Source organism: Helicobacter bilis ATCC 51630, from assembly GCF_000686565.1.
Classification (GTDB): Bacteria; Campylobacterota; Campylobacteria; order Campylobacterales; family Helicobacteraceae; genus Helicobacter_A; species Helicobacter_A bilis.
Genome location: NZ_JMKW01000028.1, coordinates 18,062 through 32,247 on the forward strand (window position 1 = coordinate 18,062; position 14,186 = coordinate 32,247).

Here is a 14,186-nt window from a genome sequence, read left to right on the forward strand (position 1 = left end):
TCAAATCACATATTCCACTCTACAACGGAATATTAACCTTTGATATAAGATAAAAAGTAACTGCACCAAAGATAGCTGATAGTGGCACGGTAATAAGCCATGAAGCAACGATTCTATTGATTGCACTTCGTCTTACCAGCTCTTGTTTGTAAGCTTTTTTCAAACTTTTACGCTCTTTTTTCTTCAATACGGGCAAATCAGCATTTTTCTTATCAGTTTTTGCAGCATTCTCTTTTAGCGATTGTAGCATCTCTTGCTTTTGCTTGATATTTGCGCGTTGAAATTTTGTTAAGAATCTCTGCACAGCCTCTTCATTTTTACCCTTATATGCCTCAATTATTTCTTGTTGCATAGTGTAGTAACGCTTTTTTAGATATTCACGCAAAAATCCAACGCCAAAAATCGCACCAATAGCAATGTGTGTAGAGCTTACAGGCAGTCCTAATTGTGAAGCAATAAGCACGGTGATAGCAGCAGAAAGGGCTACACAGAAAGCACGCATTTTATCAAGATCTGTAATCTCACTACCAACCGTTTTGATAAGTTTTGGTCCATAAAGGGCTAGTCCTAGCGAGATTCCAAGCCCACCAATAAACATAATCCAAAATGGCACTTGTGCTTTACCGCCAAAAGATTCCATAGTCGTCTCTCTAATTGCCTCATAGATTCCCGCTAAAGGTCCAATCGCATTTGCTACATCATTTGCACCATGTGCGAAGCTAAGAAGAGCGGCAGAAAATATTAAAGGGAGTGTAAAAAGCTCATTAATATCCTCTTTTGTATTTGAAAGCGTATCAGCCTTTTTAATGATGAATGGACGAGAAACAAAGAAAATAACAATTGCAATGGCTAATCCGGCGAGTAAGGCAACACCAAAGCTAAGTTTAATCATGCCAGTTTTTTGCACCAAATACACGCTAAATGACCATGACATAATAAGAATTAGTAATGGCACAACGCGTTTTGCCGCAGTCTTTTTATCGCTTTGATAGGTAATAGATCGCTTAATGATAAATAAAAATATCATGGCGATTAAGCCACCAAGACAAGGTGATACAACCCAGCTTAATGCAATCTCTCCCATAGCACCCCAGTTTGCTATGCCAAAGCCACCAGCCATAATACCAGCCCCAAGCACACCACCAACAAGTGAGTGTGTCGTAGATACAGGCGCACCAAGCGCAGTAGCCACATGCAGCCAAATCGCCCCAGAAGTAAGGGCAGCAAGCATCACATAAATAAAGGTTTTACTATCTTGCAAACTCGCAGGATTAATAATGCCAGATTTAATCGTATCAACGACATCTTTTCCAGCAATAATAGCCCCTAAAGCCTCTGCAATCGCAGCGATGATTATCGCACCAACAAGTGTGATAGCATGAGACCCAACTGCTGGACCAACATTATTTGCCACATCATTTGCACCGATATTGAGTGCCATATAACCACCCACAACAGCAGCAAAGATAAGCACAACAGGACTACTGACAGGATAACCAAAAGTGATAGCAATACCAGCAATAACAATAAAAAATGCAAGCACAATGCCAATCTTTATAATATCCTTTTGCCCAAATGATGTAGCATTCTCAATCTTGTTAATATTTTGAATATCCATAAAACCTTCCTTAAGACTTGAAATGGCACAAAAACCTTTCCATTATAGCCTAATATCTCACTCTTTGCTTTGCGAATTAGTGCAAATATGTCATTCATAGGTCACAAATGCATAGATTCTAGTATAAATAACACACACAATTACAAATCCCATAACATTATCAACATATCACACATAGCCCATAAAAGACATATTATAAGAAATTAACTTAGAATCTTCTCTCCAATATTGTGATTATCGCATTACATTTTCACATATATATTTGTGTATTTTTGATAGAATACAAGCTTTTTAATTTTGTAATTTTTGGCAGAGAAAAAGGGAAAATATGGGACAAAATGACAATATCACAATCATAGGTGCAAAAGAAAATAATCTAAAAAATATAAACCTCTCTATCCCAAAAAATAAATTAGTCGTATTCACAGGTGTGAGTGGTAGCGGTAAAAGCACACTTGCATTTGATACCTTGTATGCTGAGGGACAAAGGCGATATATAGAATCTCTCTCAAGCTATGTGAGACAATTCCTTGATAAAGTAGGTAAGCCAAATGTAGAAAAGATAGAGGGGCTAACTCCAGCTATTGCGATAGACCAAAAGACGACTTCAAAGAATCCACGCTCAACCGTTGGCACTATCACAGAAATATATGATTATTTGCGGCTTTTATATGCTAGAGTTGGTATGCAGCATTGCCATTTATGCGGGGAAAAGATTAGTTCCATGTCATCAACTGATATTATTAATGAAGTCTTAAAATTGCCAAAAGATTCTAAACTCATCATTTATGCCCCCATTGTCAAAGAGAAAAAAGGAAGCTTTCAAGATAAGTTAGAATCTCTCCGCACAAAAGGCTATGTAAGAGCAAAGATTAATGGCGTGATGACAAGACTTGATTCTGAAATCACACTTGCAAAGACTAAAAAGCATAGCATTAGTATCGTTATGGATAGAGTGGTGCTAAACGAAGAAAATCATGCAAGAATAGCTTATGCGATAGAATCTGGACTAAAGGAATCCTATGGTGAAATTGAAGTTGAAATTTTGCAAGATTCTAAAGAGCATAATGAGATAATCCACTTTAGCGAACATTTAGCTTGTTTTCAATGTAAAGTCAGCTTTGAAGAGCTAGAGCCTGTAAGCTTTTCTTTCAACTCCCCAAAGGGTGCATGCAGAGATTGTGGTGGCTTAGGTGTGAAATACGCCCTTGATATGAATAGCATTATTACACAGCATGAGCCACTTAATAAAGGCGGGATAAAGTTTATTTTTGGATTCAATAAAAGCTATTATTACGCACTTTTTGAGAGCTTTTGTAATGCCTATGATATAAAGCCTAGTAGCACTTTTGCAGAACTCCCTAAAGATAAGCAAAACGCACTTTTATATGGCAGCACAAAAGATATTATGGTAACTTGGAAAAATAGCACGATAAAGCAGACTTGGCGAGGCGTTATGCAAATCGCCCTTGATGTATTAAAAGATGATGCAACAGATTATATGGTAGAAAAAACTTGTAGTGGTTGTAATGGCAATAGGCTAAATCCACAATCTTTAAGCGTGAAAGTCGCAGATAAGGGGATAGCAGAAGTGATTAATATGCCAATTGAGCATTGTTATCATTTCTTTGATACAAAAGAGAATTTTTCCTACCTTAGCACACAGCAAAAGCAAATTTCAGATTCTATACTTAAAGAAATACGAGAGAGACTATTCTTCCTCTATGATGTTGGGCTAGGCTATCTTACACTGCATCGTGATGCGCGTAGCATTAGTGGTGGAGAGAGTCAGCGAATACGCATCGCAAGTCAAATCGGCAGTGGGCTAACAGGCGTTATGTATGTGCTTGATGAGCCAAGCATAGGATTACATGAAAGAGATACGCTAAAGCTTATTAAAACGCTAAAATCATTGCAAGAAAAGGGTAATAGTGTCATTGTCGTAGAGCATGATAAAGAGACGATTATGCGTGCAGATTTTATAGTCGATATAGGACCGGGTGCTGGAATCTATGGGGGCGAAGTAGTCTTTAGCGGTAAGGTTAAAGATTTATTAAAAAGCAAAACGCTATCCGCACAATATCTAAATGGCACAAAAAAGATTGACTATAAATATAATAGAAAGCAAGAGACATGGCTAAGTATGCGAAATGTTACTTTGCATAATCTCTGCAATGTCAGCGTAAAGATTCCATTAGCAAACTTTGTGTGTGTAACAGGCGTTAGTGGTAGTGGCAAAAGCTCACTTATTTTACAGACACTCTTACCCGCCGCACAAGAATTGCTTAATCACTCAAAACGCATTCAGGCAAATAGCGGTGTGATTATTGAGGGCTTAGAGAATCTTGATAAAGTAATCTATCTAGACCAAAGTCCAATAGGCAGAACCCCAAGAAGCAACCCAAGCACTTACACAGGGCTAATGGATGATATACGCCATTTGTTTGCGGAGACAAAAGAGGCAAAAATACGCGGTTATAGTGTAGGTCGTTTTAGCTTTAATGTCAAAGGTGGTAGATGTGAAAAATGTCAAGGTGAGGGCGAAATAAAGATAGAAATGCACTTTCTACCCGATGTCATGGTGAAATGTGATGTATGCAAAGGTGCGAAATATAATCCCCAAACACTAGAGATTACCTATAATCATAAGAATATCGCAGAAGTCCTTGCTATGAGTGTTGATGAGGCATGTAGCTTTTTTAGCAAGATTCCAAAGATTTTTAATCGCCTTAAGACATTACAAGCCGTAGGGCTAGGCTATATCACACTCGGGCAAAGCTCACTTACACTAAGTGGTGGGGAAGCTCAAAGGATTAAACTTAGCAAGGAATTAAGCCGTAAAGATACAGGCAAAACGCTGTATATCCTAGATGAGCCTACAACGGGACTTCACTTTGCTGATGTGGATAAACTCACAGGTGTGCTACATCATCTTGTAAGTCTTGGAAACTCTGTCGTTGTGATTGAGCATAATTTAGATGTGATTAAAAACGCAGATTATATCATCGATATAGGACCAGATGGTGGCAGCGGTGGGGGACAAATCGTAGATTGTGGCAGCGTAGCTGATATTATAAAAAATAAGGATAAAAGCGGGAGCTACACCGCACAATTTTTAGCAAATGAAGTGTTGTGATGATTTTTAATGATTTTAAAAGATTAGTTATCGTTTAATATAACAAAGTGGGGTGAAACACTCGTGTGCTTCTAGAATCTATATTTGTTAGATTGGCTATCATAAAATGTAAAGGCGTGTGTGTCATTGTATAGAATTTACAATAATTAACTCCCATAAAATAACAGAACCTACACAATTTGCATTCTATACGGGTAAAATTAGAATCTATCTATACTAGATGATTTAATCTATTGGGTGGGCAATGATTTTCTAAATTCATAAAATCCACTTAGTATTCTCTAGTCTCATAGCATAGAGTTACAACTATGAATACTAAAGGTCTATATCTTGCTAAAGCAAAGTTTTAAAATACGCAATCGTCTTTTCTAGTCCCTCTCTTAGCTGCACTTTTGGGCTAAAGTTTAGCTCTTTTTTGGCTAGGGTTATGTCTGGTTGGCGTTGCTTTGGGTCATCTTGGGGCAGGGGTAAAAACACAAGCTTTGATGTAGAGCCTGTAAGCTCAAGCACATTTTGTGCGAGTTCTAGCATACTAAATTCGTGCGGATTGCCAATATTTACCGGTCCATAGAATCCATCTTTGCTATCCATAAGAGAAATCATTCCATCAATCAAATCATCTACATAGCAAAAGCTTCGCGTTTGACTCCCATCGCCATAAATGGTAATGTCCTCCCCACGCAACGCTTGAATGATAAAATTACTCACCACTCGCCCATCATTTGGGTGCATTCTAGGACCATAGGTATTAAAAATCCGCATTACTTTAATGTTTAAATTATGCTGCCTTTGATAGTCAAAAAACAGCGTCTCCGCACATCTCTTGCCCTCATCATAGCACGCCCTTATGCCGATAGGATTGACTGAACCTTTATAAGATTCTACTTGCGGGTGGATTTCAGGATCGCCATAGACTTCGCTTGTAGAGGCTTGTAAAATCTTAGCTTTCACGCGTTTAGCAAGTCCTAGCATATTGATCGCCCCCATTACAGAAGTTTTCGTCGTTTGCACAGGGTCAAACTGATAATGCACAGGGCTTGCTGGACAAGCAAGGTTATAAATCTCATCAACCTCCACATACAGCGGGAAGGTTACATCGTGTCGCATAAACTCAAATCTAGGATTTGATAAAAGGTGGAGAATATTTTGCTTTGTGCCGGTGAATAGATTATCCACACATAGCACTTCATCGCCGCGTTCAAGCAGTCTTTCGCATAAATGTGAGCCTAAAAACCCCGCCCCTCCAGTTACTAGAATCTTTTTGTTTAGCATTTGTATTCCTTTATAAAAAATGTGGATTGTAGCATAAATATCGCATGGATTAAAAAAGATAACAAGATTTATGCTCACTCAAAGTTTTAAGAAGTGTTAAGATTCCTAGCTTTTATAGAATCTTTTTGTGTATATAGAAATGCAATACTTAAAACGAGCTTTATTACACTTAACTTGCATCGATATATTCCACATCATCTGGTGGCTGAAATATAAACACGCTGCCATCAATTTTTGCATTCATCTTCACATTTTCAAGGCGTATAGTAATGACATTATCGATGCTATCAGTATATTTTAGCTCATAAGGCTTAGAATCTTTGATAATCACATAATAGGCAATATCGCCAATTTGTGTTTTATAGCTATCTTTTCCTATCTTTTGCACTCGCTTTAGAATCTGTATGAAATCTACATTTTCTTTTAGATTCCCAATCGTTACTTGTTTTAGCTCTGGTTCGTAGATATAGGCTTGTGTCTTTTCTAAATACACTTCTTTTGCAAGAGGTGCTACATACAGCCATTTTACCTTATTGTCTGCTGCATAGAGTTTGCCTTTATACACGACAGGTATCGCACCCTTTTCACCCTTAATCTCTTGTGTAAAGTCTGCCTCAATGCTTTTTACATTACGCCATACCTCTTGTTGATTTTGCCCAAATGTAAATGCGCTAAATAAAAGTAATATCATACAAAGTTTTTTCATTATTCTCCCTTACATTGCAATAAAGCATAGATTTGCTTAGATTCTAGAATCTTAGTGTCATATTTAATGGTAAGCAAGTTTTCTTGCAAATTCTCATACCATTCCCTAATGCCTACAAGCGAATTTAAAGATTCTAAATCTTTTAGTCCTATCGTATCCATTGGAATGTAGAGTGTTTTGTGAGTTTCAGGGTTTTTCACAAGCATAATCACGATAAAAATCCATAGAATCATACTCGCCATAAGTGTGCCAAAAAGCACCCAATGCCATGCAACAATCGCTTCATATTGACTAAAAAAGCCACCTATCATAGCCCCCACAAAGCTCCCACCAAAACCAGCCGCACTAAAATCGCCTATAACACCGCCACGATTTTTCGCCTTTGCATATTTGCTTATCATGCTTTGCAATAAGGCTTCTTGCATGGAAAATGCCGCAAAAAAGCACGCAAGTCCAATGGCAAAAATAATGATTCTATCAATCCATAATGCCATGCAAAAATATGCGATAAAAAAGATTGCAATGCTTACAAGTAACACTTCTTTTGATTTGCCCTTTTTCTCACTTATCACTGAAGTTGGACCAAGGGCTATAATACCAGCAAACATAGCGGGGACATAAACATACCAAAAATGCGTTTTATCTATATGCTCGTTTAGGATAATAGGCACTAATGCAAAGGTTAAAACCATAAGCGATTTTTCAATAAAGCCACTCAAACTCACCGCAAAAATACTTCTTTTAATCATAGATTCTGAAGCTTTATCCTCATCATGATTTGGATATACATAAGCGATTTTTGGTGTTGGCTTTACAAATACAAAAGTGATAATAAGCGAAATTATAGTAACTACTGCACTTAAGGCAAAAAGTGAGTTTAGCCCATAATGTGCGCCGAGTATCGAGCCTAATATCATGGCGATAACAAAGCTTACAAAGATTCCAACGCCCATTAATGCCATAGCACTTGTGCGTTTCTCTTCTTTTACAGAATCTGCAACTAAAGCCGTGAGTATCCCGCCAATAGCCCCCATACCTTGCACACATCGCCCAAGTATGAGATAATAAATCGAGCTTTCAAACATGCAAATAATCGTGCCAATAAGAAATATAACAAGCCCTAATATAAGGATAGGTTTGCGACCATAAATATCACTCCAGCGACCAAAAAAGGGCTGACAAATCATCTGTAAAAGATAGGGCGCACCAATTGCCATGCCAACACTCCAAATATTTGCATGAGGCATTGTGGCAATCAGCAAGGAAATAATGGGCAATACGATAAAAAGCCCAATAAAACGAAATATCAAAATACTCAAAAATGGTAGAATCTTTATAAACATTAAAACGCCTTATATATCTCATTTTATTTCATATATGTTAGATTCTAAACATAGAATCTTTCATGACAATCTTGACTAAAACAATAAACTTAACTCAGAATAAATAAGTGAAAATAAACAAAAACTAGTATTGTAGCAAAAAACATACAGCATTTTAATTTCTAAATGTAAAAATATAACTTTAGATTGATATAGAATCTTGTGTGTAGTTAATAAGGTATCATAAATGCTTGTTAAACATGTTATAATTACTTGAAAATAAAGGGATTGTATGGGTGTTTATAGGTTTTGTTTATTATCTTTTATATCGTTTCTTGTTTGCATTGTTTTTCCTAGTTGCACCGCGGAGCCAAGCACGGCAAACGCTAGTGATCTTCAGCAACAAGCTATTGATGAGCGATTGAGTGGTTTTGAGCTTGGTGCTTTGCAGTATGCTTGTGATGGTTGTGATTTCTATATGCAAGAAGCTATTGCGAGTAAAAGTGCAAATATGAATGTAGGCAGAGTTGGCGGATCGCGTAGTCAAACCGGTGTGAAAGTTTATATTTTTCATAATAGCTCAATTGATCGTGCATTTTATAAGCTTTTAGATTCTAATATCTTTGCACGCAACATGGATAGAGAGCTAAAAGATTCTCTTATGCGTGCAATCTTAGCAAAAAAGAAAGACTTTAGCGAGCAAAATGGCGTTGATGAAATCGGGCTATATGCCTTTAGCTCACTTTCCTATGCAAAGAGACTAAATAATGATACCTCATCACCAAAAGCCATGCTAGATTCTGTAGAAATCGTGCAAAAGCAAGATGAATCGCTTCATAGCACAAACTCTCTAGAAGCCTTTATTGTGAATAAAACAATTGTTATTTTACATTTCTATGGTGAGAATAACTCATGGACAAGGCGTTAAGTATTGCATAAAGTTTTATTAAATCTTGTTTTGATGGGTTTAGATTCCATAAGATTTTCTCAAGGGCGGTTTGCCATTGTTTAAAATGCAGAGAAACTACAAGCATGGATTTCAATCATTTTACTACTACTTATTGCTTGATATTTTCTTTATTTTATTTTGAATCTTATCTATGATTTTCCTGCCAATATTCCGCTTTTTTGCTATTTTTTGACTAGATTCTGTATTTTCTATATTTTGACATTGATTTTGATATTGCTCAAAGGTTAAAAGACTATCTCTCAATATAGAATCTTTTGTAGTTGAAATGCTTTTTCGCTTAGATTCTTCCATAAAATAAAAGAGTGCGTTCAACCAATCATCAATATAAAGAATGTTAAAAATATCTGGGAAATTTCGCACACACCAAATATAAAGCTTTTGGTCATCGTCCATAATATTAAAAGACACAAAGGCTTGTAATGCCTTTTGCATACATTCATTAAAGCTTTTCCACGCCTCTTTTGAGCCATACAAACAGCCGCCAATAAGAAAATTTTCACTTCCTTTTAGCAAAATATGCGGCAATGCCCTATTATCTTTACGCCCCAAACAGAATAGATTGAGTTTAGAATCTATGAGTGGGGCTTGTGGAATGAGAGTAAAATCAAACTCGCTAGAATCTACAAACATAGCGCCATTAAAGTTATAGCCAAAATCAAGCCATAGAATCTGCTCGTTTAAATAGGGCTTTGTGAGTGGATTATGTAGTGCATCGCATACAAAAAAGGACTTGCAATACATAAGATAGTTATATTCCGGGCTTGTGTGGGGTGGGTGCTCAGGGTCAAATCTATCTGCGGCTTGATTATAATCTTTAAAAACTTTGCGGATAGAATCTAGGGCATTTGTGTCAAAAGATTCTAAGTCTTTATGAATGATTATTGTTTTAGATTCTAATCCATATAAAGATCGCATTGCATAAATTTCAGAATCTATATCTTCATTTGTGTAAATGATGAAGTTATTTTGCAGTTTTGATAAAAAACTAAAATATTCAAGGTAGGTTTGTGTCGTGCGTTTTGCTTTATAGGACTTTGTGCTTTGTGTGGCTAAATCAAGCTTGTAAAAAGCAGTGATGATTGTGGGGGGGGGGGGAACTAACTTGATGAGTTATTTCAATAATTTTATTCATTTCTATTTCCTACCTTTTCTAAAATATCTGTTATTATCTACACATTAAACCTAAAGTGCATTATATCCCCATCTTGCACGATATATTCTTTCCCCTCAATCCGCATAGCCCCCGCTTCTTTTGCCTTTGCTTCTCCGCCATACTTGATAAAATCTTCATAACTTATACATTCCGCACGGATAAAGCCCTTTTCAAAATCCTTATGTATCACACTAGCCGCCTTTGGTGCTAAATCCCCACGCCTTATCGTCCAAGCCCGGACTTCTTTCACCCCCGCAGTAAAGTAGCTAATAAGCCCAAGCCGTGAAAACCCCTCTCTAATAATCTGCTCTAGCCCACTTTCACTTGCCCCTAGACTTGCCAAAAACTCTGCCCTTTCACTATCTTCCATTCCCACCATTTCTTCTTCAATCTTCGCACAAAGCTTAATAGCAATGCCCCCATTTTTCTCGGCATATTCACGCACTTTTTTTACATATTCATTATCAGATTCTAGCCCATCTTCACTCACATTTGCCCCATACATCACTTCCTTATTTGTGAGAAATCGTAACTCACGATTAAGTGTTATAAACTCTTCACTCTCTTTTTTAGCAAAGGTTTTGACCGGCTTATTAGATTCTAAATGGGCTAAAAGTTCTTGTGCAATGGAGAGTTGTGCGTTTGCACCCTTTTGTGCCTTGCTCTCTTTTTGTAGCTTTTCAATGCGTTTGTTAAGACTTGCCATATCGGCAAAAAGCAGCTCTAGCTCAATAATCTCAATATCGCTAATAGGATCAATCCGCCCCTCTATATGCGTAATATTAGAATCTTCAAAGCACCGCACAATATGCAAAATCATATCCGCTTCTTTAATGTTTGCTAAAAACTGATTGCCTAGCCCCTCGCCCTTACTCGCCCCTCGCACAAGCCCCGCAATATCCACAAACTCCACGACTGAATGTTGAATCTTTTGAGGATTTACTATCTTTGCTAACTCATCTAGCCTAGAATCTGGCACAGGCACAACCGCCTTATTTGGCTCAATCGTGCAGAATGGATAGTTTGCCGCCTCCGCATTTTGTGCCTTTGTGAGTGCGTTAAAAGTCGTAGATTTACCAACATTTGGAAGCCCAACAATACCTATTGAAAGTCCCATAGTTTTACCTTTTTTGTGTTTTTGCTAAAAAATAAAGGGCTAGATTCTACCATAAAACATACATTTTAATGCTTTTTGGGATATAAATCTAATCTTGATTTAGTGAAAATATATTTAAAAGTATATGGCTTTTGGATTTTATGACCCATGCTTAAACCACACATGGCAAAATAGAATGCCAAATATTTGCATTAACACTACATGATTAATAATATAGAACTAACTCACCCCATCACCTTTTTCTTTTTTTCGCTCATTTCATCAATGTATTGATTGTAGAGTTGAATGTTTTCTTGCATTTTTGGCAAGGCGTTGATTCTAAAGTTTTGTGTATCCTCCATTGCACTTAGCACATCATCAAATGCTTTTTTGAGTTTTTCCATATCAAGCATTGCATTTGCAGCACCCTGCTGTATAGCTACGCCTTGTTGTTTGAGATTTGCGGCATTTTGTGCGAGTAAATCACTTGTTGTTGCGTTAATATCATTGACTGCTTTTAGCACTCTTTGTTGCTGGTCTAGCCCTTGTGCGGTAATAATTGCGACATTTAGGGCATTAAGCGTTACGCTTTTTGTCCTATCTACGCTATTTGCAAGCTCTTTATTATTATTAATAAGTGTTGTAATGGCGATTTCACCTTGCGTATGGACTAGGATTTGTTGTTGAAAGTCTGTGATTTTTTGCTTCAATGGAAAAAGGATTTGATTTTGTATTTCTAGGCGTTTTTCTGGGCTAATCTCTTGTGAGGTAACCACCGCATAAATATCCTGCATAGAATCTTGTGTGCTTGTCTGCGTGATGGCTGTGCTAGATTCTGTATTTTGTGGAGTTAGATTCTGTGCGAGTAGTTGTGTGTTTTGTGTAGCTATATTTTGATTATTTGCCCCTTCAGCTAGTAAAGATTCTATATAGTTATTAGCTTCTAGGGCGAGTTGTAGTTGTGCTTTTATTTTTTCTGCAAGTTCTGCGTTTTTTGTTGCTTCAATCTCTAGGGCAACATTATCTCTTAAAAGGATTTGCTTACCTTCTTCAAGTTTTTTTATCAGCTCATCAAGCAAGGCTTGATTTTCTTGAAATTTATCAAAATATTTTTGCATAAAATTATTTTTACCAAATAATTTATCAAAAAATGAAAGTTTAAAATTACTTGGATTAATGTCATTTACCGCATTTTTCAACGCACTTAGTGCATTATAGACAGGCTTATCTGTTGCTTCAAAATTTGCTAGATTTCCACGCACCATTTGACTGATTTGTATGCTTTCATTCTTTTCTTGTTCGGCAAATCTATCAACCATATCACGATTTATTGTATTGCCTTTGATTGCTGATTGTAAATCACTTAGAAGTGTATTTGTCTGTGCCATTATAGCCCCCTTTATCCTTTAAATAAAAAAATTATAGCAGAATTAAACCTATTTCCTATAACATGTAATGTCAAGGTTGTATTTTTAATAATTGCGATAGAATTTAAGCTATAATTGCATTCTTATATTCTACGATGGTGAAAGGGGAAAACATGCTATTTACATTAAAGACATTGCTACTTTCTAGTGCGATTTTAACACAAGATGACATGACTTTACAAGCTAGGGCAAATACATTATTGTCGCAAAATAGAGTGCAAACCTTACATGATGAAAAGCGTGATAAGGCGGCAAAACTTGTATCGCAAAGCTCGTATGCAAGTGTGATAGAACATAATGAAGATCTTGGATTGGAGTTACTGCAAGAAGCCTGCAAGCTTGAATATGGTCGTGCATGCTGGTATTATGCCTATGAGACGCTGGAAGAGGCCGATATTTCACACGCACAAGCAGTGCTGCAAAAGTCTTGTTTTAGTCCGGTAGCAGATAAGTATAATGGGGAATCTTGCACATATCTTGGCATTATGGTATCGAATAATAAGGCGGATATAGTGGAGAGTGTGCAAGAGCTTTATAATCGTGCGTGTAATCTTGGCGATGGCTGGGGCTGCTATCGTTTAGCAAAGGACTTTGTCATTGATGAAGATATAGAGAGGGCAAAAGAGATTGAAGAAAAGGCTTTAAGCATTCTTTTGCAAGATTGCGGTAAGAATGAAGCGGCAAGTTGCTACTTTGCTGGCAGTATGTATGCAGAAAGAGGGGGCGAAGATGACATAGTTAAAGCGCATGAGTTTTATAAGAAGGGCTGTAATCTTGGCGATGGTGACTCGTGTTATGAATTACAAATGAATAAACATGAATAAGACTAGCATGTTTGCATATTTCTGCTTATTATTTCTTGGCGTTATACAAGCGTTTCCTATACTCTTTGCTTGGAGTGTAGCTAAAATTGCTGTAAGTTTATTTTTTAAGGTTTTATAGCTTCATACGCCAAGATAGCTTAGAAAATCATGTTTCATCTAAGCATATTAGGGATTAATGTCATATTCTCATCAACACCTACTACATTATAGCTAAACTCATCGCAATCAAATACACTATGTGCTTTTACGCTTAACTTGCTACGCTTTGCTAACTCTAACCAGCCTTTATAACCAATATCAATTCTAGCTTCAGTTACATAACCATTGCCCTGCCTTACACTTCGTGGCACAATATAAGCTTTACCTAAATTCTTATTTAGATTTAGCTTCAATCCTGCTATATCTAAACTCGCTTTTACTATGCTTTGCATACTACAAGCAGATAAATTAGAATCTAATGCAATATTTAATAAACTTGCTTTAAACTTATCCTTACTTGCTTCATTACCGCATAAAGCACATAAACGCTCTTGTATCTCTTTATTTTCAAGCAAAACCATAACTTCATTTTTGCGTTGTTGTATCATGTTATTGCTCATTGTTTTTTCCTTTATTCTTTCTCAAGTCAAAACCCAATTTCACTAACATACAAACAGCAATTA

At 36.7% G+C, this 14,186-nt stretch carries 11 protein-coding genes; 3 read left to right on the top strand and 8 right to left on the bottom strand.

Translation table 11 applies throughout. From position 1 onward, the window contains the following. Window positions 1-19: 19 nt before the first annotated feature. Window positions 20-1,618 (bottom strand): inorganic phosphate transporter, encoded by a 1,599-nt coding sequence (locus T368_RS0106695; RefSeq protein ID WP_004084081.1) that lies wholly within the window; start codon window positions 1,616-1,618, stop codon window positions 20-22. Window positions 1,619-1,946: 328 nt separating this feature from the next. Here T368_RS0106695 and uvrA point away from each other — a divergent pair, with 328 nt between their 5' ends. Then, on the top strand, window positions 1,947-4,754 hold the full coding sequence (gene uvrA / locus T368_RS0106700) for an excinuclease ABC subunit UvrA (protein ID WP_004084083.1): 2,808 nt from the start codon (window positions 1,947-1,949) through the stop codon (window positions 4,752-4,754). Window positions 4,755-5,087: 333 nt separating this feature from the next. Here uvrA and T368_RS0106705 read toward each other — a convergent pair whose 3' ends face one another. From T368_RS0106705 to T368_RS0106715, 3 genes are all read right to left on the bottom strand, one after another. Further along, a complete protein-coding gene (locus T368_RS0106705) occupies window positions 5,088-6,026 on the bottom strand; it encodes a UDP-glucuronic acid decarboxylase family protein (protein WP_004084085.1) in 939 nt (312 codons plus the stop codon). Between the two features lie 169 nt (window positions 6,027-6,195). Further along, window positions 6,196-6,732 carry a LolA-like outer membrane lipoprotein chaperone gene (gene lolA / locus T368_RS0106710; RefSeq protein WP_004084087.1) on the bottom strand — a complete coding sequence of 179 codons (537 nt, stop codon included), beginning with the start codon at window positions 6,730-6,732 and terminating at the stop codon, window positions 6,196-6,198. Next, a complete protein-coding gene (locus T368_RS0106715) occupies window positions 6,732-8,075 on the bottom strand; it encodes an MFS transporter (RefSeq protein WP_004084089.1) in 1,344 nt (447 codons plus the stop codon). The genes lolA and T368_RS0106715 overlap by 1 nt, the downstream gene beginning before the upstream one ends. Before the next feature lie 271 nt (window positions 8,076-8,346). Here T368_RS0106715 and T368_RS0106720 point away from each other — a divergent pair, with 271 nt between their 5' ends. After that, entirely contained in the window at window positions 8,347-8,982 is a 636-nt protein-coding gene (locus tag T368_RS0106720; RefSeq protein ID WP_004084091.1) for a hypothetical protein, read from the top strand. A gap of 126 nt (window positions 8,983-9,108) precedes the next feature. On the opposite strand, the gene T368_RS0106725 is transcribed toward T368_RS0106720, so the two are convergent. The 3 genes from T368_RS0106725 to T368_RS0106735 all read right to left on the bottom strand — a co-directional run bounded on the left by T368_RS0106725 (window position 9,109) and on the right by T368_RS0106735 (window position 12,661). Next, window positions 9,109-10,131: a WlaTC/HtrL family glycosyltransferase gene (locus tag T368_RS0106725; RefSeq protein ID WP_138160730.1), complete on the bottom strand. Its 1,023-nt coding sequence runs from the start codon at window positions 10,129-10,131 to the stop codon at window positions 9,109-9,111. Window positions 10,132-10,193: 62 nt separating this feature from the next. Continuing rightward, complete coding sequence (gene ychF / locus T368_RS0106730) at window positions 10,194-11,294, bottom strand: redox-regulated ATPase YchF (RefSeq protein ID WP_004084096.1); 1,101 nt, start codon at window positions 11,292-11,294, stop codon at window positions 10,194-10,196. Window positions 11,295-11,518: 224 nt separating this feature from the next. Then, entirely contained in the window at window positions 11,519-12,661 is a 1,143-nt protein-coding gene (locus T368_RS0106735; protein ID WP_004084098.1) for a toxic anion resistance protein, read from the bottom strand. 152 nt (window positions 12,662-12,813) lie between these two features. Between T368_RS0106735 and T368_RS0106740 the strand changes: the two genes are divergently transcribed. Beyond that, entirely contained in the window at window positions 12,814-13,524 is a 711-nt protein-coding gene (locus T368_RS0106740) for a tetratricopeptide repeat protein (RefSeq protein WP_004084099.1), read from the top strand. Window positions 13,525-13,676: 152 nt separating this feature from the next. Here the strand turns inward: T368_RS0106740 and T368_RS0106750 are convergent, their stop codons facing one another. Continuing rightward, on the bottom strand, window positions 13,677-14,123 hold the full coding sequence (locus tag T368_RS0106750; RefSeq protein ID WP_004084100.1) for a recombinase RecT: 447 nt from the start codon (window positions 14,121-14,123) through the stop codon (window positions 13,677-13,679). Window positions 14,124-14,186: the final 63 nt, after the last annotated feature.